The following is a 22,993-nucleotide window of genomic DNA, read 5'->3' as shown; positions in this document are numbered from 1 at the left end:
ATCTCTAGCATTCATGATGTTACATAAAGAGGAGTTTCTATGGCAGGACATAGTAAATGGGCCAATATCAGGCACAAAAAAGGTGCTCAAGATGCTAAGCGTGGAAAGATTTTCACGAAGCTAATCAAAGAAATCACTGTTGCAGTTAAAAATGGTGGCCCCGATGCAGATTCTAATCCTCGTCTACGCCTTGCAATCCAAAACTGCAAGGGTCAAAACATGCCAAAAGATAATATTGAAAGAGCTATAAAGAAGGCCTCTGGAGCAGGAGGCGAAGACTATATTGAAGTTACTTTCGAAGGTTATGGCCCTGATGGTGCGGCCGTCTTCGTCGAGTGTGCTACTGATAATAATACTCGAACTGTTTCAGCTGTTCGCTCTTATTTTAATAAGTTTAACGGATCACTTGGAAAAGATGGGTGCCTGCAATTTATTTTTGAAAGAAAAGGAATCTTTGTTATTGCAACAGAAGATGTTTCTCTAGAAGAAGATGACTTCATGATGGAGATGATTGATGGTGGCGCTGAGGATGTCGATTTTGAGGACCCAGAATTGATCAGTGTCTCTTGTGCCATGGAGGACTTTGGTAGTGTTCAGTCTAAGCTTAATGACTTAAGCATTGAACCAAAAGAAGCGGGATTAAAAAGAATTCCAACAACGTTTAAACATCTTGAAAACAAGAATATGGAAAACTTTGAAAAGCTAATTGATGCTCTTGAAGATAATGATGATGTTCAACAAGTTTATCACAACTGTGAAAATTACGATGAGTAAGGCCTAGAAGTAATATCAAAGTAAAACGTACTTCCCTTTGTTGAATTGGCCATGGCAAAAATTTTCGAATTATGCTTTTGAATCACTTTTTGACAATAGGGAAGTCCGATCCCGTAACCCTTTTGACCAAGAACACCTTGGTGAGTTGTTTTCTTTTGATCATCAAAGAGATCTTCGATACTCTCTTCTTCAATACCTAATCCCTCATCTTTGACGTAAAGACGAATATGATTCTGATCTCCTTGAGTCATTCCAAGCTCAATCGTTCCACCTGCTACAGTAAATTTACAAGAGTTATTAATAAGATTAAGGAGTACGTTTTTAACTTTTATAGGATCAATTTCAATGTATTGATCTTCTTTAATCCTATTTTTAAATTCAAACTTTAAATTTTTACTTTCGATGAGCTGTTTAACTTCATCTTTTATATTTTCAATATATTCGTGTGGATCAATTGATTTAGTATCAAGAATGATTTCTTCATTCTTAAGTTGCATATCAGAGAGAAGAGATTCGAGCATGAGCATTGAGCTCTCAACGGTATTTTTCAAAATGCGTACGATCTCTTTTTGAGTATCGGCGTCTTCTTCTAAAATAATATCCAGATATGACTGGATAGTTGAAAGAGGGTTTCTAAGGTCATGTGAAACGATACTTGTATATTTTTGTGTGTTCTTAAGAAGTGTTTTTAAGTGTTGATCACGAGTAAAACGTTCGAGAGTATTTGAAATGAAAATATCAAAATTTAAACTCATGACAACATCTTTACTTATGAAGTCCATAACACCGAGTTTAAGCATGTTATGTCCAATGATAGGACTTTGACAGTCGCTAATTACGACAATTGGAAAGTTAGAAAGCAGGTCGTGGTTAGAGAGAATGTAATCACTCGCCGTCATTCCCTGAAATGCATAATCAAAGAAAATAAGATCGTAATTAGCATTTTCAAAATGACATTCACTAGGAGAGGAAGCAAATTCAACCTGTGCTTCAAAGAGTTTCATTTTTTTGAGACTTTCAAAAAGAAAAGCACAGTCGAGCTTTGAATCATCAATAATTAGAATACGAATTTTTTTTGCCTTTTTTGTCATGATTCTATTTTAAAAGAATTAAATGTTAAGAAAGTTTAATAAAACCTCAATTTTTAAAAAAAAGGACTTTTGCCGCCTCTCCCATGTAATTATAATTACTTTAGCATTCATTATATTACATAAAAAAATTTTAGGAATTATTATGAGTTTGATGGGAAATTACATGCCACATGGACATTGTTACCTGTGGCGCCAAGATCTTCTTTTATTACATATTGGTTCTGACCTGCTTATAGCACTTTGCTACTTTTTCATCCCTTGTTGCCTCATTTATCTGACAAAAAAACGAAATGATCTGCCAAGTAAGTGGATTTTCTATCTCTTTGCGGGCTTTATCTTTCTTTGCGGAATTACTCACGTCAATCAGATCATTACTGTCTGGCATGGAGTCTATCGATACACGGGAGTTTTTAAATTGTTTACGGCAATCATCTCTCTTGTGACTGCATTTGTTCTTTTAAAATTAATGCCTCGATTTTTAAATCTACCCAATATGGATGATATTTTTAAAACGATTGAACTTGAAATGTTTCAAGTTTTTAACCGTATACCCATTGGTCTTGTCTCCTTTTCAAAGGATAATGTTAATTTTGTGAACTCTTATTTGAAAGATGTCTTGGGACTAAAGACAAATGGAGAAAAAGATCAAAAGCTTTTCAATTATATCAATGATGACTATGACGATGGAAGTGTTGCTACATTTGAAGTAGAAGATAAAAAATATCACTTCCAAGTTTTTAAAGAAAAAAGAAACGATGAAACAGTTCTTTATTTTCTTGATAATTCAGTTCTTATCGAATCGACTGGTCAGGTTATTGAAAATTACAAAAAACATTCACTTGCAATTAGCGGAGTCAACGATGGCTTTTGGCAGTGGAATATAAACACTGATCAAATCGAATGGGATGATAAACTGTATAGTCTCTATCAAGTTGAAAAAGGCCATGTAAACGACATGAAGCAATTTCTTGATATTGTTCACCCACACGATCGTTATCGAATTCAAAGAGCTTTAAAAGATCATGTAGAGGAGAAGATTCCCTATGATATTGAGTACAGAGTTTTCGTTGCTGATCAGTACCGATGGTTTAGAGACCGTGGAATTAAATTAGAAAATGAAAGTAACCTTATGCTTGGAACAGTCTCTGACATAACGGAAAGAAAGCTAGCGGCGATCAAGCTTAAAAAGGTTCTCTTTGCTTCAAATGATCTTTTTTTCGATTACAATTTTACAAATGATGAAGTGTGGATGGAAGGCAAGTCGAAAACTCTAGATATTGACATGCAACTTATTCGTAGGGCCTTTAAAAGTCCATGGACGCTAAAGCTTCTTTGCCCTGAATCTCAGAGAATCATTTTTTCTTGGTGGCGTGATCTCATAAAGAGCCGTGATCTTCAAATACAAAGAGAAGAGATTCTTTGTATGAAAAAAAATGATCGACTTATTTGGCTTAAATGTTCGCTTTTTCTTGAAAAGAATGAAAAAGGGGAGACCATCAATGCCAGTGGGTCTCTAACTGATGTAACAAATATCAAACAAGTTCAAAGTCACCTCGAAGAAAAAACAAGAGATCTTCGTAAGAGTAATGAGCTTCTAGAGCGATTTGCTTTTGTTGCCAGTCACGACCTGCAAGCGCCTATACGACATATCAAGCAATTTGTTGAACTTCTAAATGTCGCAGTTAACGAAGGTAGTAGAGAGGATATTGATAGATCAATGAATTATATTCGAGAAGCCACGGGGCAAATGCGAGAGCTTGTTCGAGGAATTCTCGAATATTCACGAATTGGTATGGAGAGTGTTAATCTTGAAAAAGTTAATATGAATACTCTCTTTGAAGAAGTGATTTCTTTAACTAAACCATTGATGGATAGGGCCGATAAAATAGAATGTGACATTGATAAAGATTATTACTTCTTGGCGATTGATCGCTTTAAGTTTAAAACGCTTATTCAAAACATTGTCGATAACTCTCTTAAAAATAAAAGCATATCGAGAAAATTTCACTTTTTGTTTACGATTGAAGGAAGTGCTTCAGAAGTCATTATGAAATTTAAAGACAATGGAAATGGTCTTAGTGAAGGAATGGAGGGGTCCATTTTTAATCTCTTTACTAAGGGTCGTGAATCTCGCGGAAGTGGAATAGGGCTTGCTCTATGTGATCAAATTGCAAGAGAGCATGGTGGTAGTATTAAGGCCTATAATAATGATGAATTTGGGTGTACGTTTGAAATAAGATTGCCAAAAAAAACCTAGCTTACGCTAGGCTTTTTTTTTATTGATTGAAAAGTTGGTTTAGCTCACCATTGTGGAACATTTCAGTGATGATATCGTTACCACCAATGAGTTGCCCTTTGAAGTAAAGCTGTGGGTAAGTTGGCCAGTTAGAATATTCTTTAAGGCCTTGTCTGATTTCGTCGTCAGCAAGAATATTAAATGACTTGAAGCTCTTACCAAGTTGGCTAAGAATTGCAACTGAGTTTGCTGAGAATCCACACATTGGCATATCCGGAGTTCCTTTCATAAAAAGAAAAATATCTGAAGATCCAATGAGACCTTTGATTTGTTCTTCTAGTGAAAGTGACTTATCGATATCGATGACCGATTGTGCCTGAGTTTCTTCTTCTTTATTGATAATGTTAAATGGCTTATCGCTCATATAATTCTCCTTAAATTAAAAGATAATATTTTGCTCTTGAGCTTGCTCATGAGTCATTGTTTTGATTTGTACGGCATGGATATCTGTTTTTAATCTTTCAGATAAAATATCCATAATCATCTTGTGTTGCTGAAAAAGCATTTTGCCCGAAAATTGATCAGAGGCCACAAGGATTCCAAGGTGGTCTTGGGTACCTGTGAGGTCTGATACTTTTACTTTGGCATCAGTGATATTGGATTGAATCAAATTTTTTACATCATCGAAAATATTCATTTAAAAACCTTTAAGCAGTTGCTTGAGGCCATGCGGCCCAAAAACTTGTAATTACCGTCATTGTCCTAAAGACTAGCGTCGTCCAACCAAGAGTCTTGTGTTTTTTCTGAACACCTTTTTCTCCTGCGAGGATTTTTCTACCCGTTAGAACCATTAAAACATAGAGCACTACGCTTCCAATCGAAAAAAAGAGGTGTATTTTTAAAAGCATTGGGTTAGTCATTACCTTGGAAGCTTTTAAAATGGCACTTCTCGTAAACTCAATTTGGAGAATTAGCAGCAAATCCCAAATAATAGCGCTAGACATTATTTTAACATGAAGCGCACGGTTTTTACGGTGATAGACGCCTAAATAAATTAAGGCGAGTATTAGAAAAGATTGAATTTGAAAAATTACTGTTGAACTCATTCATGTATCCTTGTCATTCGAGAACACCAGATTAAAATAAAAGCTGAGCATTATCAATATTTTGAGATGCGTTAAAGAGAACTTTCTAACTTATTTATAGGATCTTTCATGTCAGATCATCATCCTTTGGGGCAGTGGGCCGTAATTGATATTGAAACAACGGGGGCAGATGCCCTTTATGACCAAATTATTGACCTTGGTTATTTACAATTTGATGGGCTAACTTTAGTTCGTAAATACGACAGTCTTGTTAAAAGTGAAGTCGAGCTAAGTCATTTTATTCAAAAGCTCACAGGGATTACACCAAAAATGCTAAAGAACGCCCCAACGTTCTATGAGGTTAAGCAAGATCTTCTCGATCTCTATGGATCACACCTCTTGGCCCACAATGCTGATTTTGAAGAATCCTTTTTCAAAGAACACTTTGATAAAATTGATGATGGAACAGGCAGAGAGCAATATGAAGATTCTCTTTACTATCTTGCAATGCTCTTTCCTCATTATTCATCATTGAAGTTAGAGAATTTCATTGTTGAATGGGAATTAGCTGAAAAAGAACTCCACCGAGGATACCAGGACTCTCTTGATCTTTTGAAAGTGATTCTTATTGCAACTCGTGTTGCTCAAATGGATAGGGCAAGAGAGACGACACTTCACTCTCTTTTTCAAAAATATAACCTCACTGATTATTGGTACTATAAATTCTTTTGTCTTTCACTAGATGAGCTGAATCAAATTGCTTCTCAAATTGATTTTGATCTTCATAAGCATGCTCTTATTGCCAAGAATAAGATGGATGAGAAACAAGAGCCGATTGATGTTGGAGAAAAGCTTTTTAGTTTTGATTTTACGGGTCAAAATATTCGGTCTATTTATCAAGAAGAGAAAAAGATTCAAACGAAGATGGAAAATTTTCGCTACCGAGAATCGCAAGAGGAGCTATCTCTTCGTGTTGGGCAAGCTTTTAAAAACAAAGTTCACGCTCTCGTTCAAGCACCAACAGGAACGGGGAAAACACTGGGCTATCTCGTTCCTTCAACTCTTCACGCTCTTGAAAATAATAAGCAAGTTCTCGTTGCAACGGGAACGAAGACACTTCAAAACCAGGCCATGAAAAAGGATGTTCCTCAAGTTCGTAAACTTCTTGGTCTAAATGATGAAGAGTTAAAAATTAGACAGCTCGTAGGATCTGGAAACCACCTGTGTGAGTTGCTCTTTAGACAAAGTGTCGAAGAGGAAGATCTCTTTAATGTGAATAAGACATTTTTCGATAAATTTACTGACCTGTACTACGATATGGTCTTTTTTCATAATGCAACGAGAGGTGTGGATCACCAAATTATGAGAGGAGATCTACCTTATGTTTTTAAAAGAAAGGGTGAAGTATTTGCTCAAAGAGATCAGGATATTGCGGTTGATTTTAGGGCCTGTACGGGAAAAAGCTGTCCTTTTAAAAATGATTGCTCCTATATTAAAGGATTGAGGGAGGCCAAAGATGCCAATATCATTATTGGAAATCATGCTCTGATGTTCTCTTGGCCAAAATCTTTTCCTCGCCCTGAGTATATCGTCGTCGATGAAGCTCACAAAATTGAAGGGGAAACGACAAGCGCTTGTACTTATGAAGTTTCTCTTAAAGACTTAGAGGGGCTAAGCAAATCTATTGTCCACCTTCAAGGTCTTGGTTCTCTTTTTTATCTTCTTGCTCAGTACGAGGAGAGTGAGGGTTCTTCGACAGAGATCATTAATCACATTCGAAACGAGGCCCAGGGTCTTCAAAGAATGCTTTCTGATCATCTCTTTGGACTACCTGATAAAGTGGAAATGTTCTTTAAAAAGATGCCGAGGTACACTTCCGAGTATTGGAATGAGCTTCCGATGATTAGAAAGGGAAGTTCTGATCAACTTGGAATGGGGATTTATAATCACCTCGATAGTATTCGCCATATCATTACGGAATTAACGAAGTTGATGATGCCTTATTCTGTAAAATGGGAGGCAAGTAATCTTAAAAATGATAATGAGATTATTGCTCTAACTCGCTTTGAAGCCTTTTTCGGTCATGTGCAAGATATACAAACTGCCCTAGAGTTCGGTCTTGGATTTCCTGATTTAAGAACAGATTACACCCATTCCATTCGCTATCATGAAGCCTTTGGCTTTTTAATGAATTCAGCGCCTATCAATGTGGGAAGAGTTCTTCACGACAGTCTTTTAGAAACTTCAGCCTCAGTTGTCTTTACATCGGCAACACTTGGAAATGCTCATGGCGATCAAGGGGTAAGGGGAATAGAGTGGGCAACAGGTTATACATACTGCTCTCCTGAAAGGCGTTTTAAGGGAGGTTTTTATCTTCCTGCGATTTATGACTATGAAAATAAAACGCGTGTCTTTCTCTGTGATGATACGCCAACACTCTATTCACACGACTTTATCGATAAAACACTTGGCCCTATATGTGAGCTGATAAAAAACTTAGGAGGAAGATCACTTCTTCTTTATTCTGCTAAGACTCGATTCGAAAAGGCGCGAGAATATCTCCTTTCTAAATTTGAAGGCCAAATCCCTGTTTTTGTCCAAGGGATGGGAAATAATGTTGTCGAGGAGTTTAAAGATTCTGGTAATGGAATCCTTCTTGGAATGGAGTCCTTTGGAGAGGGGATTGATGTTCCAGGTGAGGCCCTACAATTTGTCTTTATTGATAAAGTTCCAGATTTAAGAATGGATCTCGTTATTCGCGATCGACGCGAGTTTTATGAGGCCAATATTGGAAATGAATTTACTGACTACTATCTTTCTCATAGGACGAGGTCTCTTCATCAAAAACTAGGAAGACTTCTTAGAACTGAAAAAGATTTTGGTGGAGTGATTATTGTTGACTCGCGAACACGATCTTGGAAAGGAAGAACAATGGAGAAGGTTCTTAAATTAATGGAACCCTATAAAGTCGTTCGAACTTCACTTGATCAGGCCTGTAAGGGTGTTGAAGAATTTGTTAAGAATTAAGTCTCTTTATCTAAATTGTTGAGATACTTAATTTGAATCTTCGTTCCATCGGGTGTCTTTATGAGATAGGGGATGGTGTAGTGCTGAGACAGCCAAATTCTGACTGAAGGCGCTACATCGAGAAGATTATCGGATTGCTCCTCAAGCTTATATTGAGTTGCTGTAACCGATTTCCCGTCGATGTTAATTGTTTCTGTTGTCGTATTCGTTCTTTGGAGCATGATATTTTTAAAACTAGGCTCTTCATCAAACTTCCAAAAATTCTTACTTCCAAGAATGGAGTAAAAATTCTTTCCCGTGTTGTCGAACTTCTTAGATCTTAGAAATAGCATCGAACAGCTAATTGAAGGTGTTGCTATATGAAACTTCGGAGCTGTATTTAATGTAACTTTTTCTTCGCCAGTTTTGGTAATGAGGGAATAATTAATTCTTGTCGATCGACTATCGAAGATAAAAAGTTCTTGAACATGATCTTCTCCAAGAGAGCGATCGATAATAACTTTTTGAGGTATGTAGTCCTTATTAACAGTGTAGTCGATACTAACGTTGAGAAGCTCTCCGGTAGAGACACGCGAAATAATTTGAGACTGAAAAGTAAGCGAGTAGTCTTTTTTGTCTTTGTACAGATCGAAATTTTCTTCACAGTAAACATTGTCGTTTCTTGTATAGACATAGGACCCACGAAAGACTTTGTCTTCATTTTGCTTTTTTCTAAAATAACTCATTGCGATCTCTTTTTGATAAGAGGTCATTTCTACTTCGATTTGATAGAAATACCTGTTAACAGTATATTAGTAATTATACTGTTAGCTGAATTCTTTACAAGACAGGGTTTTTTTAGACCCAAGTGAGGGAAATAAGAATGAAAAAGAGTCTTAGTACTTATTCGAGTCGATTACTTGGTTTAATTAAAAGTCCTCCCTTTATTTCTCTAACCATTGCTGGAAATGGATTAATTATTCTATGCTCCTTTATTTTTTATTTAATTGAGTCTCCCATTAATCCTAAAGTTCTACATTTTATAGACGCCCTTTGGTGGGCCTTTGCAACTGTGACGACAGTTGGCTATGGGGATGTCGTACCACAGAGCATTTTTGGCAAGCTACTAGGCATTGGACTAATGCTCATGGGGACTGGGCTATTTGCAACGTATACGGCCCTTTTTGCTAACGCGATGCTAGGAAGAGCGTTCTCTCGACTAGATAAAAAAGTGAAAATTATCGACAAAAGTGTCGCGGGAATGCAATATGAAATGAGCCATGAAGAGTTGCATTTAGAGAAGAGTTTGGCGCAGCTCGGCAAAAGATTGAAAGAAATTGAAGAGAAAATAGATAAATTGAAATAGGGAGTTTAATAATGAGTGAAACATTTTATAGAGTCTTACACTACGTAGCAGTATTCTTTTTTCTATCGGGAATTGGAGCTAGCTTCATGGGTGCTGAAAGAGCACCGAAAATTACGAAAATTATTACGGGGATTGCTTCTCTTTTAATCTTTGTTGCTGGAATGGGGTTAATTGCTAAAGCTCTTCAACTACCACACGGTGGTTCTTGGCCAGGTTATCTTCACGCTAAAATTACAATTTGGGCCCTCGTAACAATTCTGGGACCAGTTCTAGCGAAGAGACTAACTAAGGGAAGACTTGCAGCATTTTACGGAATTGTTATTCTAGCTTCTTGTGCAGCTTATCTTGCGGTAACTGCTCCTTTCTAGGGAAAAGAACAATTGAATCAAATTAAAGAAAATGAGGGTCTTGATTTAAAGGCCCTTTTTTTATTTTCACTGCCAAGTATTTTTGCTTCGATGCTTGAACCTCTAAGTGGGGTTGTCGATACGGCCCTGGTTGGAAAACTTTCAACCGAGTGGTTAGGTGCTATGGGGATCGGCCTCATTATTATGAGTTCATTTACATGGATGTTTAATTTTCTTGTTCATGCATCAACGCAATCTGTCTCAAGTGCTTTTGGTCAAGAAAATGAGCAGAAGGTCGTCTCTAAAATTAAAATCTCTTTGATTTTAAGTTTTACGCTTGGCCTTGGGAGCGCACTTTTTCTTTATTTCATTAGAGTCCCGCTCTATCCTTTTGCTGGTGCTACTGAGAAGATCATTCCTTTTGTCGATGAATACTTTCTTATTCGTCTTATCGGTCATCCCTTTACCTTACTCTACACGACAGCGTTATCGCTTTTAAGAGGACTTGGTCGAGTGAAAGATGGATTTTATATCGTTGGTCTGACAACTCTTACAAATATCGTTGTCAGTTGGCTTCTGTTATATCCATTTGACCTTGGTTTAAAAGGTGCGGCCATTGGCACTGTGCTCGCTAATATAATGGGTTTTGCCATTTGCTTATTCTTGCTCTTTAGAGTGAAGTTTATCAGAGAGCACTTTTTAAGGGTTAGAGCTGAAAGAGAAGGCTGGTTAAGTTTTGGAAAGAATTCATTTAATTTATTTGTTCGTTCCTTTTGCTTAACTTCAAGTTTTTTTATCTGTACTAAAATTGCTGGTTCCCTTGGTGTTGAAAGTCTTGCGGCCCATCAGATTCTTTTACAAGCATGGCTTTTCTCTTCATTTTTTATCGATGGAGTGGCCATCACTGCCAATGTGAAAGGTGCAAATTATATGGCCAAAAAAGACTTTCGCTCGTTCAATATTCTCTCTATGCGTTTATTGCACATGGGCGGATTGATTGGACTTTGTTTTAGTATCATCTATTTTTTCTTTGATAGTTCAATTCAAGCTCTCTTTACCAACGATCCTTTAGTTATTAAAGAGCTTATAAAAATTTGGCCACTAATAGCTTTAAGTCAGTTCATCGCGAGTGTAGCCTATGTCTATGATGGAATCCTCTTTGGACTTGGTGCGTTTATGTTTATAAGAAAGCATATGCTTATTGGTGTGTTCTTGGTGTTTTTACCTTTAATCTGTATTATTTTTCTTTTTAATCATCTGATTGTTGTTTGGATCGCACTGTGTGGATTATTACTCTATCGTGGTGCGAGTGGATATGTGAAAACGCGTGAAGTTGTAGGGGCTCATTATGGCAAATTCGGACTCTAAAAATACTGGGGCCAAAGGCTTTGAAGATCAGTACTGGCAAACAAATTACTCTAGTCCAGATGAAATGGATGGGATAGGTAATGTTGAACAGCATGTTGGGTATCTTAAAAATCTTTTTGGTCTCGAGTTTATTGATGTAAGCTCTGTCATTGATTTTGGTTTTGGATTAGGCCATCTCTTTGAAGGGGTAATAAAAGAATTTATACCCTATAAAGCAATAGGAATTGAACCTTCGAGTTTTCCCTTTGAAAAAGTTAAAGAGAGAAATATCTCTCCAGTAGAATCGACTAAGTTGACTTTAATGAACCAAGATATCATTTCTTTTTGTCGAGAAAATGAGAAAATGAAGTTTTTTGATCTTGGTATTTGTACTTCTGTTTTCCAATATCTGACAGATGAAGAAATTGAAGAGGCCCTCGAGTTTATGGCGAAGAAATGTAAATATGTTTATTTTTCTGTTCCGACTGATAAAGAATTGGACCGTCAAATTGAAGATCTCGAATTTAAAGATGAATACGCTATTAGACGGTCAAAAACAAAGTACCAAAAATTAATTCGCAAGCATTTTACTTTTGTGTCTTCCCGAGTTTTAGAGAGTAAGATACACTTTAATGAAAACGATACATTTTTTACTGATTTATTATTCAGATTTTAAGAGAGGATTTAATGGAACAATGTCCATGTGGTTCAGGTGAACAATTTACTTCTTGTTGTGAAGCATTCATTGCAGGAAATGATTTCCCGAAAACAGCTGAAAAGCTTATGCGCTCTCGTTATAGCGCCTATGTAAAAAACAATATCGATTATATCGTTGCCACTCACCACGAACGTGATAGAGATGAGCTGCAAGTAGAAGAGATTAAGGCCTGGGCCGAGAATTCGACTTGGCTAGGACTAACGATCGTTTCTACAGATAAAGGTCAAGAGTCTGATAGTGAAGGTGAAGTAGAGTTTATTGCTCACTTTGATATTGGTGGTTCTAAGCAAGCACATCATGAACTTTCTGAGTTTAAGAAAGTCGATGGAAAGTGGTATTTTGTTGATGGTAAACAAGTTCATCAAAGTTATACACGTGCGACACCAAAAGTAGGTAGAAATGAGCCATGTCCATGTGGGTCTGGTAAGAAATTTAAAAAATGCTGTGGTTCAAATTAATCATTTCAATCAATTCGTCACGATTTTGACCGAGGGTGAAAAGAAATTCTTCAACTTCATCCTCGTCGAGAATTCTTAAAAGCTTGTTAAAAATAATTTCTTGTGGGTGTTGATAGTTTTCAATAAGAATGTCGACACCTTCTTCGATTTGCTCTTTCGTTAGAAAAGGCAGATCGTCGACTAGATTATCGTAGAAAGCATGGGCCGCTTCTTCCATTACTTCATAGAGCGGATCAGATTCATCAATAATGTCGAAATCTATTCCACCGTCATCCGCTTTATTCGTGATCGCAATTCGTTTTGTTTCATCGTAGTGATCACGCCAACGAACATAGTTATTTCTCGCTCGCTCGAATATAAAAGGATTAATTTCAAAGTTCATTTCATCGAGCTTAAGATGAATAATCAGTCTTGAAACTTTATCTAAACTGACATTCTTAACCCCATAAATCTCTTTAACAATATTTGTAAATAGTTCGAGGTTCGTCTTTGTTGGAGTGGCATAAAAGTCAATTCCATGCTCTTGAAAGTAATTTTCAAAGAGAGTCGAAATATCATCGAATTTAATCTTTTCTTTAAAAAGAGTAAGATCACTTTCCTTTTTTAGGGCAAGTTTGAGTACTTTTAATAGCTCTGGCTTATCGATTTCTATTCCGTAAGTATCCTTAAAAAAATCGATTACTTTTTTTCTATTTTCTGAAATATTTGTAATCTTCGGTAGCTTTTCGTAATCAAGAAAAGATTGAATCACTTTGAGCTCTTTTTTCACGAGCACAGAAATTTGCATATCTTTAAATCGACCAAGTTGATGGAGAAGGTCGTCAAACGTAGAGAACCTTCTAGCGATGGCATGCATGATATTGTTGTAATCCGTTTGTGGGATATCGAATTTTTTAGCGAGCTCTTGAACTTCCTCTTGATTATTTTCAAGAAAGGAAATGAAGTTAGATCGACCATTAGAACGTTTTAAAATTTCTGACATGAAATTCTTTAGGTCTTTTTTCTTCCAACCAAGGTGATTTTCTCTAACAAGTTGATAATGACGATTAAAATCATCTACTGATTTAAATTTTTTATCAACTGCAATCTTGAATTCATTAAAAGAAAAAGTAATCTTTAACTCTTTTTTAATTTTTGGCCATTTCGCTGGAACTCTCGAATTATAGACAGTGGAGTTTTCTTTTAGAAAGTTTGCAATGAGATCAATTTCGGTATCTGTTAGCTCGTGAATTGTCGGAGTATCAAGCTTTGCGACCTTTCTAAAATTCTCAATATTCTCAAAATGATTATATATTTGAACGCGTAAGGCAGAGGCCTTAATTTTTAGACCTAAAACTTTCATGACAGAGTCTTCAATTAACTTAGCCTCATTTTTAAAGTCAACTGTGATGAATTTCAATTTCTTTGTCTTGTTGATTTCCTTAACGATTTCAAGAATACTTTCTTTCGACCACACTTTTTTAAAGGTGTAAGGAGCCTGTGAGTCTGCACTCTCTAGGCCTGCTCTTTTAATATCGAGTTCTTTTCTAAAGTTTCCAATACTTTTGTAATACGTGTAGATATTGACTCTCAAATTTTGAGCGATCATTCTCTTACCAGTTACTTGAAAAATCGCATCTTCAATAAGCTTGGCATCGTTTTCAAATTCAGATTGAATAAAAATAAGGGGTTTTTGTTTTCGAATAAGCGTGACAATTTCTTTGATCAGCTCTTTTGACCAACGAACTTTTTCGCCTTCCTCTTTCTTTGCCTTGTTAAAGGATTTCGCCATATCAAAACATTCTCCATTTGCTCGCGCAATTGGATTACCAAGTGCGATCAGAAATATGAGAATGAAGATTTTGGCCATAAATTGTATCCTTTATTCTTTTAATTCTAGACACTTTCCCATCGTAAATCCCTTGTTGTGTATAAACTATAGAGTATTAATTGTTTTGTTTAAGTTTTAGACGGCCATTTATCTCAGTTTGATGAGGTAAATACCTAAAATGATGACTGTAAAACCAATAATATTGAGAATGGAAATGGGTCTTTTTTCGAGCCCAAACAGTCCATAATAATCAATAAAAAGGGAAAAGCTCAATTGGCCAAAGATAATGCATGAAACAAGAAGAGAGGCTCCTAATTTTGGTATCAAGATGATGACGGAGCTTACAAAGAGGGCCCCAAGACAACCGGCAAGCCAAAATAGGGGAGGAACTGATTTAAGATCAGACAAAAGAGGAAGCGATTCGTTTGTTAAATAGTAGATGAATAAAATGCTGATTGTTCCCATAGAAAAACTGATCAAAGAGGCAAAGAGGGGAATCTTTGTTATGCGACCAACTTGTGCATTCATGGCCCCTTGAGTTGCTAGAGCGACACCTAGAAGTGATGCAATTATGATGAGAGTGGATAGTTTCATTGTGACCTCGTTGTTGAGTTCACTTTAAATGGTTGAGCTAAGATGTGCCTTTACATATGTTAAGATGATTTAGCGCGTATTCTACTTAATTGAACGGCACTTACTCCAATGTAGCTTGCGATTTGATAGAGAGGGATTAAGTTTAATAGATCTGGATAACTTTTAACAAAATCTTGATAGCGCTCACTAGCATCTTTTGTCAGAAAGTCTAATTCTCGCTTTTCTTTGTTGATGAAAAGTTCTTCCATCAAATAAAGAAGCAAAGAATAGATTTGTAGTCGGTCTGCTTTTTCTAGAATCGTCGGATAGTGAGCTTTTGAGTAATCTAAATCACTAAGGGCTTCTATCGCAAATGGGGCGCCAATTGATCTGGCCATAGAAAGAGTTGATCCCACAAAGCACGGCGCTTTTGCAAAGTACTTTGTTACTTCCTTGCCATCACTTGTTAGAACAAAGTAACGAACATGACCATGTGAAAGGAAATAGAGGTTTTGGTTTATCTCTTCTTGAGCAAAGAGAAGCTCTCCCTTTTTCAAGTTCTTTACTTCACTAAATAAGTTGGAAAAACTGCTTCGCTGCTCTTCACTTCCATAGGGAAGGGCCTGTTTTAGTAGATCTGACATAAGAGTGAGATTAGCTTAAAAAGGGATGAAAACAAAGCCCCTCTGAATAAGAGGGGCATTGGTTTATTGTTTTAAAGACATTTTGTTTTATCAAAAGTGCGAACAGAAATTCTTTGGTGAGCTTTTTGAGTAATTTCTTTGGCCCAGTAAGTTCCTAGGAAACGATCTTCTCCGGCATCAATAATAAATGGCCCTTGAATATCAAATAGCTGTGATAAAACATTTTTACTTTTTGGGTAGTTAACCATAACGCAAATTGGATTGCTCGTTGTGTTCATCATGTGAAGCTGGCGACCGACGACAGTCTTTCCCCATTTTACCGATTGAGCATAGAAACTAATTCCTTTGATTTCTTTAAACTCAACATTCTGGTCACTATATTCAACTGGCGGGTTAAAAAGAATATGACCTGAGGCGTTAGCAGATGCAATTGAACAAAGTGCGATAACTAGTGTGAGTAGTCTCTTCATTTTCTCTCCTTGAAGTCCCTTGTTTTTCAATATTTTGCCCAAACCTTATTCTTTTCGTCAATAGAAGTTGTTTTCGCTGATACGCATTAGCAAAATTAGCTGAGAGGAAAACTCAAATTCTTTTTAAATTACTTAGTTACATTATTAGTTTCTTTTGTTATCGTCGCACATAAAAGCATTTAAAATTTGTCTTTTATTAATATTAATAACGTTAACGGGATTGAGTAGCGCTATGACTCACATCAAAAAAGGATTGGATCTCCCGCTTAGTGGAGCTCCGACACAAAAGATCGAAGAGGCAACTCCTGTTAAGAGAGTAGCCGTTGTAGGTCCTGATTACGTTGGTATGAAACCATCGATGAAGGTCCAAGTTGGTGATGCGGTTAAGGTTGGACAAGCACTTTTTGAGTGTAAGAAAAACCCTGGACTAGTTTTTACAGCTCCTGCAGCTGGAAAAGTAGTCGAAGTAAACCGTGGAGAGAGAAGAGTTTTCGAATCACTTGTCATTGAAGTAGAAGGTGACGAGCAAGTAGAATTCTCAAACTTTAAGGGTAAGGGATCAAATGTTTCTTTCGAAGAAGCAAAAGATCTTCTTATTGAATCAGGTCTATGGACTTCTCTAAGAAGAAGACCTTTTTCAACTGTAGCCAGAGTTAACGAAAGACCACATTCTGTCTTTGTTACGGCAATGGATACGAATCCACACGCTGTAAACCCAGAAGTTGTTCTTTCTGAATACTCGGATGATTTCAAAGTTGGTCTAGAAGTTATTTCTAAGCTAACGGAAGGGAAGACTTATCTATGTAAAGCAACGGGAGCTAAAGTACCAACTGCTGGAAACGTAGAAGTAAAAGAATTCTCTGGGAAGCACCCTGCTGGTAACGTTGGAACTCACGTTCACTTTGTTGATCCAGTGAATGAAAACAAATTTGTATGGCACGTTGGTTACCAAGATGTCATTTCAATTGGAAAGCTCTTTACTACTGGTAAGCTATGGCTTGAAAAAGTTATCGCTGTTAGTGGTCCACAAGCAAAGAACCCAAGGCTATTAAGAACACGCCAAGGGGCTTGTCTAGAAACTCTTCTTAAAGATGAGGTTCTTGGTGGAGAAACAAGAGTTGTCTCTGGTTCAGTACTTAATGGTAGAAAAGCTGTTAAGACATTCTCTTACCTTGGTCGTTACCACAACCAAGTTTCTCTTCTTGAAGAAGATAGAGAGAGAGAGTTCTTTGGATGGCATTCACCAGGTTTTGATAAATTTTCTGTAAAGAGAACATTTCTGTCTTTCTTTACTCCAAGCAAGAAATTCAACCTTACAACGAAACTTCATGGTTCTGAAAGAGCGATGGTTCCAGTTGGAATGTTTGAATCAGTAATGCCTATGGATATTCTTCCAACTCAACTTCTAAGGGCCTTAGTAACGAATGACACTGATTATGCTGTTACTCTTGGTTGTCTGGAGTTAGATGAGGAAGATCTGGCCCTTTGTACTTTCGCTTCTCCAGGGAAAGTTGATTTTGGACCAGCACTAAGAAACAACTTAACTATTATCGAGAAGGAAGGGTAAATGAAGGTTCTAAGAGGTTTTCTAGATTCTCAGCACCACCACTTCGCTAAGGGTGGAAAGCTCGAGAAGTTATACCCAATTTATGAAATGGTTGACACGTTCATCTACTCACCAAGTGATGTTTCAAAAGGTAGTGTACATGTACGTGATGGACTAGATCTTAAACGTCTAATGGTAACTGTGGCCATGGCCCTTCTACCATGTATTCTTATGGCCTGTTACAATACAGGTTTTCAAGCAAACAAAGTTCTTGCTGCTAATGGAATGAGTGCTGTTGAAGGCTGGAGAGGTGCAATCCTTGCTGCTTTAGGCCTAGCTACTGACCCGAATAGTTTAGCGGCTTGTTTTGTTCACGGTTTTCTTTATTTCTTTCCAGTATTTCTTGTTACGAATATTGCTGGTGGACTTTGGGAAGTTATCTTCTCAACAGTAAGAGGACATGAGATCAATGAGGGATTCCTTGTTACTGGTCTTCTTTTCCCACTAACTCTTCCTCCTACAATTCCTCTATGGCAAGTTGCTGTCGGGATTTCTTTCGGTGTTGTCATCGGTAAAGAAGTTTTCGGTGGAACTGGGAAAAACTTCCTAAACCCAGCACTAACAGCTCGTGCTTTCCTATTCTTTGCTTATCCTGGAGAGATTTCAGGGGATGCAGTATGGACAGCAGTAGACGGTTTCACTGGAGCAACAGCTCTTGGTCAAGCTGCTCTTGGTGGTGTTGAAGCAATCACTTACACTTGGAAAGAGGCTTTCATTGGTCTTATGCCTGGTTCAATGGGTGAGACATCAGCTCTAGCTTGTCTTCTCGGAGCCACTCTTCTTGTTTACACAGGAATTGGTTCTTGGAGAATCATGTTATCGATGCTTCTTTCTGTTGTTGTATTTGCTTTCATCTTTAATATGATTGGATCGACAACAAACCCAATGTTTGGGATGACTCCTGAGTGGCACCTTGTTGTTGGTGGATTGGCCTTTGGTCTTGTTTTCATGGCAACTGATCCTGTATCAGCTTCGATGACTCAAACAGGTCATTGGTTCTATGGTGGACTAATCGGTCTTATGGTCGTTCTAGTTCGTGTTGTTAACCCAGCGTTCCCTGAAGGGACAATGCTAGCTATTCTTTTTGGTAACATGTTTGCTCCACTTATTGACTACTTTGTTGTTAATGCAAACATCAAAAGAAGACTAAGCAGAGCTAAGGCGTAAGGGGGAAATGATGAGTAACGATAGTACTTCTAAAACGCTAATCGTCGCGACACTTCTTTGTGTTGTCTGTTCGGTTGTAGTTTCTTGGTCTGCTGTTTCTTTGAAGCCACTTCAAGAGAAAAACAAAAGACTAGATATTAAAAAGAACCTTCTTATGGCCGCAGGACTTGTAGATTCAACGGCGCAAGAGAAGGTAATCAACGAAGCTTTCAAGTCAATTGAAACGAAAATTGTCGATCTTTCTACAGGTGAATACGTAGAAGATATGGATGTAGAAGCTTACAACTCTGTTAAAGCTGCTAAAGATCCTAAGCAAAACGTTAGAATTGCTGCTTCAAATGATAAAGCTGGTATCAAAGTTAGAGCAAAGTATAAGAAAGTTTATTTCGTAAAAGAAAATGGACAGACGACAATGCTTGTTCTTCCTGTTCACGGTAAAGGACTATGGTCAACAATGTATGGTTTCCTAGTTCTTACTCCGGATACAACAACAGTTAAAGGTTTAGGTTTTTATGCTCATGGTGAGACTCCTGGTCTTGGTGGTGAAATTGATAACCCGAACTGGAAAAAACTATGGAAAGGTAAAAAAGCCTTTGATGAAAACTGGAATCCAGCACTTCGCGTAGTTAAGGGACCTGCTGCTGCAGGTTCACAATCAGATATTGATGGTCTGTCAGGAGCCACTCTTACTTCGAATGGTGTAACTGGGACAGTTCAATATTGGCTTGGTGAAAATGGATATGGTCCTTTTCTTTCTAAATGGAGAGCAGGGGGGATGAACTAATGAGCTTTAAAAAGACACTTTTTGGTCCAATCTTTGAAAACAACCCAATTGCTCTACAGATCCTAGGGATTTGTTCGGCCCTTGCGGTAACTACAAAACTTGAATCAGTAGTAGTTATGTGTCTTGCGGTAACACTTGTTACAGCATTCTCTAACTTCTTTGTTTCATTAATTAGAAATCACGTTCCAAGTGCAATTCGTATCATCGTTATGATGACCGTTATTGCTTCTCTTGTAATCGTGACAGATCAGATTCTTAAGGCCTTTGTATACGATGTTGCTAAGTCGATGTCTGTTTACATTGGACTGATCATTACTAACTGTATCGTTATGGGGCGTGCAGAAGCTTATGCGATGAAAAATTCACCGGTAATGTCTTTTCTAGACGGTATCGGTAACGGACTTGGTTATTCTATCGTTCTCCTCTTTGTAGGTGTCTTTAGAGAACTATTTGGTTCAGGTAAGCTTTTTGGAGCATCTATTCTTCCACTAACAAGTGAAGGTGGATGGTATCCAGCAAACGGTATGGCCCTTTTATCTCCAAGTGCTTTCTTCCTCATTGGTATTTTCATTTGGGGACTTAGAACTTGGAAAAAAGACCAAGTAGAGAAGGAGAACTAAGATGCTAGAACATTATTTAAGTCTTTTTGTTAAAGCAGTCTTCGTTGAGAACTTGGCACTTTCATTCTTTCTTGGAATGTGTACATTCTTAGCGGTATCTAAAAAAGTTAAAACGTCGTTAGGACTTGGTGTTGCAGTTGTTGTTGTTCAAACAATTACAATCCCTGTTAACAACCTACTTTATACTTACCTTCTAAGAGAGAACGCTCTTCAGTGGGCCGGTATTAATGGAGTTGATCTATCTTTCTTAGGTCTAATCTCTTACATCGGTGTTATCGCTGCTATCGTTCAGATTCTTGAGATGGTTCTCGATAAGTTTTTCCCAGCTCTTTATAACGCGCTTGGGATCTTTCTTCCTCTTATTACAGTAAACTGCGCCATTCTTGGTGGTTCACTTTTCATGGTAGAGAGAGATTATAACTTTGGAGAGTCTGTAGTGTTTGGTTTTGGTTCAGGTCTCGGTTGGGCCCTTGCTATTGCAGCACTTGCAGGTATTAGAGAAAAAATGAAGTACAGTGATGTTCCTGAGGGTCTTAGAGGTCTAGGAATTACTTTTATCACTGTAGGTCTTATGGCCCTTGGATTCCTATCATTTTCTGGGATTCAGCTTTAATTATTGGTTTAGAAGTAGTTTAACGATTTAAAAAGAGAGAATAACTCATGAGCAACGAAATTCTACTTGGTGTTTTGATGTTCACAGTTGTGGTTTTAGCCCTTGTCTGTGTCATCCTTTTCGCTAAGTCAAAGTTAGTTAGTTCTGGGAACATTAAGCTAAATATCAACGGGGAAAAAGAAGTAGAAATCCCTGCTGGTGGAAAGCTTCTTGGTGCCCTTGCTGATCAAAAACTATTTGTATCTTCTGCCTGTGGTGGTGGGGGTACTTGTGGTCAATGTAAAGTAAATGTCGTCGAAGGTGGAGGAGAGATCCTTGAAACTGAACTTTCACACATCTCTAAAGGTGAAGCACGTGAAGGTTGTCGTCTAGCTTGTCAGGTTTCTATCAAGCAAGACATGAAAGTTGAAGTACCTGAAGAAGTCTTTGGTGTTAAGAAGTGGGAATGTACTGTTATCTCTAACGATAACGTTGCCACATTTATTAAAGAATTCAAGCTTGGTCTACCTGAAGGTGAGTCAGTTCCATTTAGAGCTGGTGGATATATCCAAATTGAAAGACCTGCTGGTCTTACAATTCACTATAAAGACTTCGACGTTCAAGAAGAATATAGAGAAGACTGGGATAAGTTCAACCTATGGCAATATACTTCAAGTGAGCCTGAGGAAACAATTAGAGCTTACTCTATGGCAAACTACCCGGAAGAAGAAGGGATCATTATGCTTAACGTGCGTATTGCTTCACCTCCTCCAAGAGCTCCAAAAGGAACTCCTCCAGGTAAAATGTCTTCATACATTTTCAGCCTAAAAGCTGGAGATAAAGTTACTATTTCTGGTCCATTTGGTGAGTTCTTTGCTCGTGAAACAGATAAAGAAATGGTTTTCGTTGGTGGTGGTGCTGGTATGGCGCCAATGAGATCACACATCTTTGACCAACTGAAGAGACTTAAGTCTAAGCGTAAAATGACTTTCTGGTACGGTGCTCGTTCTAGGAGAGAAATGTTCTATGTTGAAGACTTTGATGGTCTTCAAGCAGAGAACGATAACTTCAAATGGCACTGTGCTCTTTCTGATGCTCTTCCAGAGGATAATTGGGAAGGATACACTGGGTTTATTCACCAAGTACTTCACGATGAGTACTTAAAGGATCACCCAGCTCCAGAGGATTGCGAGTACTACCTATGTGGGCCTCCAATTATGAACCAATGTGTAATCGAGATGCTTGTTTCTCTAGGTGTAGAGAGAGAAGATATCATGCTTGATGACTTTGGTGGATAATCTAAGCTATTAAAAAGAGGGAGGTATAGCCTCCCTTTTTTTTGATGTTTCATCTTTGGAACACTTTGTTCCATTTTGCCGTGACCTTTATTTGTTTTTCATCGATAACTTCCTCATATAAAAAACGGAGGAATTTAAAAATGAAAAAACCACTAATTGCGCTAGTTCTCTTATCTCAGTCTATTATGGCCGACACTTTCTATTTAAATGATCTTGTCACGCCAGAGGAATCGAGTGGTCTTAATCAAGTTGTTAAGAACCTTATTACACATAAAATTGAAAGTGAGGGTCATGTTGTCGTTACTAATAAAGACAAGGCCGATTCTATTGTTAATCCTGTTCTTTTGAAGCTTGGTACAAGCTATATTTTTTCATTAAATGCTAGAGGTGAGCATAAAAATAACTTTAGTGTAAAACTGAAGGATCTTGATGAGCTCGATGTCGTGTTAAAGAGATCGGGAGAAGCTCTTTTAAAGGAAAAGAGTTTTGCATCTACAAAGTCTATTGGGGAGATCACCGCAAAAGAGAAAGACTATGTAAGGCAAAAGAGCGATGTTGATATCATTATTTCTTACGGTCTTGGCCCTGGTTCTTTGATTGGAGTAGAGGATAGAGATGGAACTGTATTCTCTACAAATTTTGGGTATGGTTGGCAATTTGATGAGAGCATGGACCTAACCATGAACTGGGACTTTACGACAGTGACAAATACTTCACGCCACTATTCTTCAATGTTTATTTTTAAAGGGAATTACTATTTGATGAAGGGAAATCACAGTCCTTATTTGTCTCTTGATTTTGGTTATGGTGGCATTCGAGATGGAGAATCCCGCATCAGTTCATGGGTTTATGGCGCTGGTTTTGGATATAAAATGTATCGCACGAGTAAAGTGAACTTTGGTCTTGATGTACAATATCTTCAATTTAGTGAAGTGATGAATAATAAAACTCCTGGGGCCTTAAGTGCAAAATTTAGCGTCTACTTTTAGTCTCCGTTTTTT

Annotated in this window: 24 protein-coding genes; 15 read left to right on the top strand and 9 right to left on the bottom strand. The window is 37.5% G+C overall.

Annotated features, from left to right (window positions below; all coding sequences use genetic code 11):
• The first annotated feature begins 39 nt into the window (after positions 1 to 39).
• Positions 40 to 774 (top strand): YebC/PmpR family DNA-binding transcriptional regulator, encoded by a 735-nt coding sequence (locus HBN50_RS10650; RefSeq protein WP_273869832.1) that lies wholly within the window; start codon positions 40 to 42, stop codon positions 772 to 774.
• Here the strand turns inward: HBN50_RS10650 and HBN50_RS10645 are convergent.
• On the bottom strand, positions 762 to 1,865 hold the full coding sequence (locus tag HBN50_RS10645) for an ATP-binding protein (protein ID WP_273869830.1): 1,104 nt from the start codon (positions 1,863 to 1,865) through the stop codon (positions 762 to 764). The genes HBN50_RS10650 and HBN50_RS10645 overlap by 13 nt on opposite strands.
• A 142-nt stretch (positions 1,866 to 2,007) precedes the next feature.
• On the opposite strand from HBN50_RS10645, the gene HBN50_RS10640 reads away from it, so the two are divergent.
• Positions 2,008 to 4,122 carry a PAS domain-containing sensor histidine kinase gene (locus HBN50_RS10640; protein ID WP_273869828.1) on the top strand — a complete coding sequence of 705 codons (2,115 nt, stop codon included), beginning with the start codon at positions 2,008 to 2,010 and terminating at the stop codon, positions 4,120 to 4,122.
• Positions 4,123 to 4,141: 19 nt separating this feature from the next.
• Here HBN50_RS10640 and grxD read toward each other — a convergent pair whose 3' ends face one another.
• Genes grxD through HBN50_RS10625 form a run of 3 tightly spaced genes read right to left on the bottom strand, consistent with a single transcriptional unit; the run spans position 4,142 to position 5,207 of the window.
• Positions 4,142 to 4,525: a Grx4 family monothiol glutaredoxin gene (gene grxD, locus HBN50_RS10635; RefSeq protein ID WP_273869826.1), complete on the bottom strand. Its 384-nt coding sequence runs from the start codon at positions 4,523 to 4,525 to the stop codon at positions 4,142 to 4,144.
• Between the two features lie 15 nt (positions 4,526 to 4,540).
• Positions 4,541 to 4,798 carry a BolA/IbaG family iron-sulfur metabolism protein gene (locus tag HBN50_RS10630; RefSeq protein WP_273869823.1) on the bottom strand — a complete coding sequence of 86 codons (258 nt, stop codon included), beginning with the start codon at positions 4,796 to 4,798 and terminating at the stop codon, positions 4,541 to 4,543.
• 10 nt (positions 4,799 to 4,808) lie between these two features.
• On the bottom strand, positions 4,809 to 5,207 hold the full coding sequence (locus HBN50_RS10625) for a hypothetical protein (protein ID WP_273869820.1): 399 nt from the start codon (positions 5,205 to 5,207) through the stop codon (positions 4,809 to 4,811).
• A 108-nt stretch (positions 5,208 to 5,315) separates the two neighbouring features.
• Between HBN50_RS10625 and HBN50_RS10620 the strand changes: the two genes are divergently transcribed.
• Complete coding sequence (locus tag HBN50_RS10620; protein WP_273869818.1) at positions 5,316 to 8,213, top strand: helicase C-terminal domain-containing protein; 2,898 nt, start codon at positions 5,316 to 5,318, stop codon at positions 8,211 to 8,213.
• Here HBN50_RS10620 and HBN50_RS10615 read toward each other — a convergent pair.
• Positions 8,210 to 8,938, bottom strand: a complete 729-nt coding sequence (locus HBN50_RS10615; RefSeq protein WP_273869816.1) for a hypothetical protein — start codon at positions 8,936 to 8,938, stop codon at positions 8,210 to 8,212. The two genes, HBN50_RS10620 and HBN50_RS10615, sit on opposite strands and share 4 nt — an antisense overlap.
• A 137-nt stretch (positions 8,939 to 9,075) precedes the next feature.
• Here HBN50_RS10615 and HBN50_RS10610 point away from each other — a divergent pair, with 137 nt between their 5' ends.
• The 5 genes from HBN50_RS10610 to HBN50_RS10590 are packed head-to-tail and all read left to right on the top strand — an operon-like array spanning position 9,076 to position 12,428.
• On the top strand, positions 9,076 to 9,558 hold the full coding sequence (locus tag HBN50_RS10610) for an ion channel (protein WP_273869814.1): 483 nt from the start codon (positions 9,076 to 9,078) through the stop codon (positions 9,556 to 9,558).
• An 11-nt stretch (positions 9,559 to 9,569) separates the two neighbouring features.
• Positions 9,570 to 9,926, top strand: a complete 357-nt coding sequence (locus HBN50_RS10605; RefSeq protein WP_273869813.1) for a hypothetical protein — start codon at positions 9,570 to 9,572, stop codon at positions 9,924 to 9,926.
• A 12-nt stretch (positions 9,927 to 9,938) separates the two neighbouring features.
• Positions 9,939 to 11,273 (top strand): MATE family efflux transporter, encoded by a 1,335-nt coding sequence (locus HBN50_RS10600; RefSeq protein WP_273869810.1) that lies wholly within the window; start codon positions 9,939 to 9,941, stop codon positions 11,271 to 11,273.
• Positions 11,254 to 11,928 carry a class I SAM-dependent methyltransferase gene (locus tag HBN50_RS10595; RefSeq protein ID WP_273869809.1) on the top strand — a complete coding sequence of 225 codons (675 nt, stop codon included), beginning with the start codon at positions 11,254 to 11,256 and terminating at the stop codon, positions 11,926 to 11,928. Before HBN50_RS10600 ends, HBN50_RS10595 begins: the two co-directional genes overlap by 20 nt.
• A gap of 11 nt (positions 11,929 to 11,939) precedes the next feature.
• A complete protein-coding gene (locus HBN50_RS10590) occupies positions 11,940 to 12,428 on the top strand; it encodes a YchJ family protein (RefSeq protein ID WP_273869807.1) in 489 nt (162 codons plus the stop codon).
• On the opposite strand, the gene HBN50_RS10585 is transcribed toward HBN50_RS10590, so the two are convergent.
• From HBN50_RS10585 to HBN50_RS10570, 4 genes are all read right to left on the bottom strand, one after another.
• On the bottom strand, positions 12,403 to 14,277 hold the full coding sequence (locus HBN50_RS10585; protein WP_273869805.1) for a hypothetical protein: 1,875 nt from the start codon (positions 14,275 to 14,277) through the stop codon (positions 12,403 to 12,405). The two genes, HBN50_RS10590 and HBN50_RS10585, sit on opposite strands and share 26 nt — an antisense overlap.
• 108 nt (positions 14,278 to 14,385) lie before the next feature.
• A complete protein-coding gene (locus tag HBN50_RS10580) occupies positions 14,386 to 14,832 on the bottom strand; it encodes a DMT family transporter (protein WP_273869803.1) in 447 nt (148 codons plus the stop codon).
• A 59-nt stretch (positions 14,833 to 14,891) separates the two neighbouring features.
• Positions 14,892 to 15,455 (bottom strand): Crp/Fnr family transcriptional regulator, encoded by a 564-nt coding sequence (locus tag HBN50_RS10575; RefSeq protein WP_273869802.1) that lies wholly within the window; start codon positions 15,453 to 15,455, stop codon positions 14,892 to 14,894.
• A gap of 71 nt (positions 15,456 to 15,526) precedes the next feature.
• The gene (locus HBN50_RS10570; protein WP_273869800.1) at positions 15,527 to 15,925 is read right to left on the bottom strand and encodes a hypothetical protein; all 399 of its coding nucleotides are present in this window, start codon (positions 15,923 to 15,925) and stop codon (positions 15,527 to 15,529) included.
• Positions 15,926 to 16,157: 232 nt separating this feature from the next.
• Between HBN50_RS10570 and HBN50_RS10565 the strand changes: the two genes are divergently transcribed.
• The 7 genes from HBN50_RS10565 (at position 16,158) to HBN50_RS10535 (ending at position 22,981) form a co-directional block, all read left to right on the top strand.
• Entirely contained in the window at positions 16,158 to 17,492 is a 1,335-nt protein-coding gene (locus HBN50_RS10565; protein WP_273869799.1) for a Na(+)-translocating NADH-quinone reductase subunit A, read from the top strand.
• Positions 17,493 to 18,698 (top strand): NADH:ubiquinone reductase (Na(+)-transporting) subunit B, encoded by a 1,206-nt coding sequence (locus HBN50_RS10560; RefSeq protein ID WP_273869797.1) that lies wholly within the window; start codon positions 17,493 to 17,495, stop codon positions 18,696 to 18,698.
• A 7-nt stretch (positions 18,699 to 18,705) separates the two neighbouring features.
• A complete protein-coding gene (locus HBN50_RS10555; RefSeq protein WP_273869796.1) occupies positions 18,706 to 19,482 on the top strand; it encodes a Na(+)-translocating NADH-quinone reductase subunit C in 777 nt (258 codons plus the stop codon).
• The gene (locus HBN50_RS10550; RefSeq protein ID WP_273869794.1) at positions 19,482 to 20,102 is read left to right on the top strand and encodes an NADH:ubiquinone reductase (Na(+)-transporting) subunit D; all 621 of its coding nucleotides are present in this window, start codon (positions 19,482 to 19,484) and stop codon (positions 20,100 to 20,102) included. Before HBN50_RS10555 ends, HBN50_RS10550 begins: the two co-directional genes overlap by 1 nt.
• A gap of 1 nt (position 20,103) precedes the next feature.
• Positions 20,104 to 20,715, top strand: a complete 612-nt coding sequence (gene nqrE, locus HBN50_RS10545) for an NADH:ubiquinone reductase (Na(+)-transporting) subunit E (protein ID WP_273869793.1) — start codon at positions 20,104 to 20,106, stop codon at positions 20,713 to 20,715.
• A 47-nt stretch (positions 20,716 to 20,762) separates the two neighbouring features.
• A complete protein-coding gene (gene nqrF, locus HBN50_RS10540) occupies positions 20,763 to 21,992 on the top strand; it encodes an NADH:ubiquinone reductase (Na(+)-transporting) subunit F (protein ID WP_273869790.1) in 1,230 nt (409 codons plus the stop codon).
• Between the two features lie 140 nt (positions 21,993 to 22,132).
• Entirely contained in the window at positions 22,133 to 22,981 is an 849-nt protein-coding gene (locus HBN50_RS10535; protein WP_273869789.1) for a hypothetical protein, read from the top strand.
• Positions 22,982 to 22,993 lie beyond the last annotated feature (12 nt).

The sequence above is a fragment of the Halobacteriovorax sp. GB3 genome (assembly GCF_028649655.1).
Lineage (GTDB): Bacteria > Bdellovibrionota > Bacteriovoracia > Bacteriovoracales > Bacteriovoracaceae > BSW11-IV.
This window is presented reverse-complemented; position numbering and strand designations above follow the sequence as displayed.

Excerpts from the sequence above, each read along its gene's own strand:
- HBN50_RS10650 (WP_273869832.1), top strand. The coding sequence starts at position 40 with ATGGCAGGACATAGTAAATGGGCCAATATCAGGCACAAAAAAGGTGCT.
- HBN50_RS10645 (WP_273869830.1), bottom strand. The coding sequence starts at position 1,865 with ATGACAAAAAAGGCAAAAAAAATTCGTATTCTAATTATTGATGATTCA.
- HBN50_RS10640 (WP_273869828.1), top strand. The coding sequence starts at position 2,008 with ATGAGTTTGATGGGAAATTACATGCCACATGGACATTGTTACCTGTGG.
- grxD (WP_273869826.1), bottom strand. The coding sequence starts at position 4,525 with ATGAGCGATAAGCCATTTAACATTATCAATAAAGAAGAAGAAACTCAG.
- HBN50_RS10630 (WP_273869823.1), bottom strand. The coding sequence starts at position 4,798 with ATGAATATTTTCGATGATGTAAAAAATTTGATTCAATCCAATATCACT.
- HBN50_RS10625 (WP_273869820.1), bottom strand. The coding sequence starts at position 5,207 with ATGAGTTCAACAGTAATTTTTCAAATTCAATCTTTTCTAATACTCGCC.
- HBN50_RS10620 (WP_273869818.1), top strand. The coding sequence starts at position 5,316 with ATGTCAGATCATCATCCTTTGGGGCAGTGGGCCGTAATTGATATTGAA.
- HBN50_RS10615 (WP_273869816.1), bottom strand. The coding sequence starts at position 8,938 with ATGAGTTATTTTAGAAAAAAGCAAAATGAAGACAAAGTCTTTCGTGGG.
- HBN50_RS10610 (WP_273869814.1), top strand. The coding sequence starts at position 9,076 with ATGAAAAAGAGTCTTAGTACTTATTCGAGTCGATTACTTGGTTTAATT.
- HBN50_RS10605 (WP_273869813.1), top strand. The coding sequence starts at position 9,570 with ATGAGTGAAACATTTTATAGAGTCTTACACTACGTAGCAGTATTCTTT.
- HBN50_RS10595 (WP_273869809.1), top strand. The coding sequence starts at position 11,254 with ATGGCAAATTCGGACTCTAAAAATACTGGGGCCAAAGGCTTTGAAGAT.
- HBN50_RS10590 (WP_273869807.1), top strand. The coding sequence starts at position 11,940 with ATGGAACAATGTCCATGTGGTTCAGGTGAACAATTTACTTCTTGTTGT.
- HBN50_RS10585 (WP_273869805.1), bottom strand. The coding sequence starts at position 14,277 with ATGGCCAAAATCTTCATTCTCATATTTCTGATCGCACTTGGTAATCCA.
- HBN50_RS10580 (WP_273869803.1), bottom strand. The coding sequence starts at position 14,832 with ATGAAACTATCCACTCTCATCATAATTGCATCACTTCTAGGTGTCGCT.
- HBN50_RS10575 (WP_273869802.1), bottom strand. The coding sequence starts at position 15,455 with ATGTCAGATCTACTAAAACAGGCCCTTCCCTATGGAAGTGAAGAGCAG.
- HBN50_RS10570 (WP_273869800.1), bottom strand. The coding sequence starts at position 15,925 with ATGAAGAGACTACTCACACTAGTTATCGCACTTTGTTCAATTGCATCT.
- HBN50_RS10565 (WP_273869799.1), top strand. The coding sequence starts at position 16,158 with ATGACTCACATCAAAAAAGGATTGGATCTCCCGCTTAGTGGAGCTCCG.
- HBN50_RS10560 (WP_273869797.1), top strand. The coding sequence starts at position 17,493 with ATGAAGGTTCTAAGAGGTTTTCTAGATTCTCAGCACCACCACTTCGCT.
- HBN50_RS10555 (WP_273869796.1), top strand. The coding sequence starts at position 18,706 with ATGATGAGTAACGATAGTACTTCTAAAACGCTAATCGTCGCGACACTT.
- HBN50_RS10550 (WP_273869794.1), top strand. The coding sequence starts at position 19,482 with ATGAGCTTTAAAAAGACACTTTTTGGTCCAATCTTTGAAAACAACCCA.
- nqrE (WP_273869793.1), top strand. The coding sequence starts at position 20,104 with ATGCTAGAACATTATTTAAGTCTTTTTGTTAAAGCAGTCTTCGTTGAG.
- nqrF (WP_273869790.1), top strand. The coding sequence starts at position 20,763 with ATGAGCAACGAAATTCTACTTGGTGTTTTGATGTTCACAGTTGTGGTT.
- HBN50_RS10535 (WP_273869789.1), top strand. The coding sequence starts at position 22,133 with ATGAAAAAACCACTAATTGCGCTAGTTCTCTTATCTCAGTCTATTATG.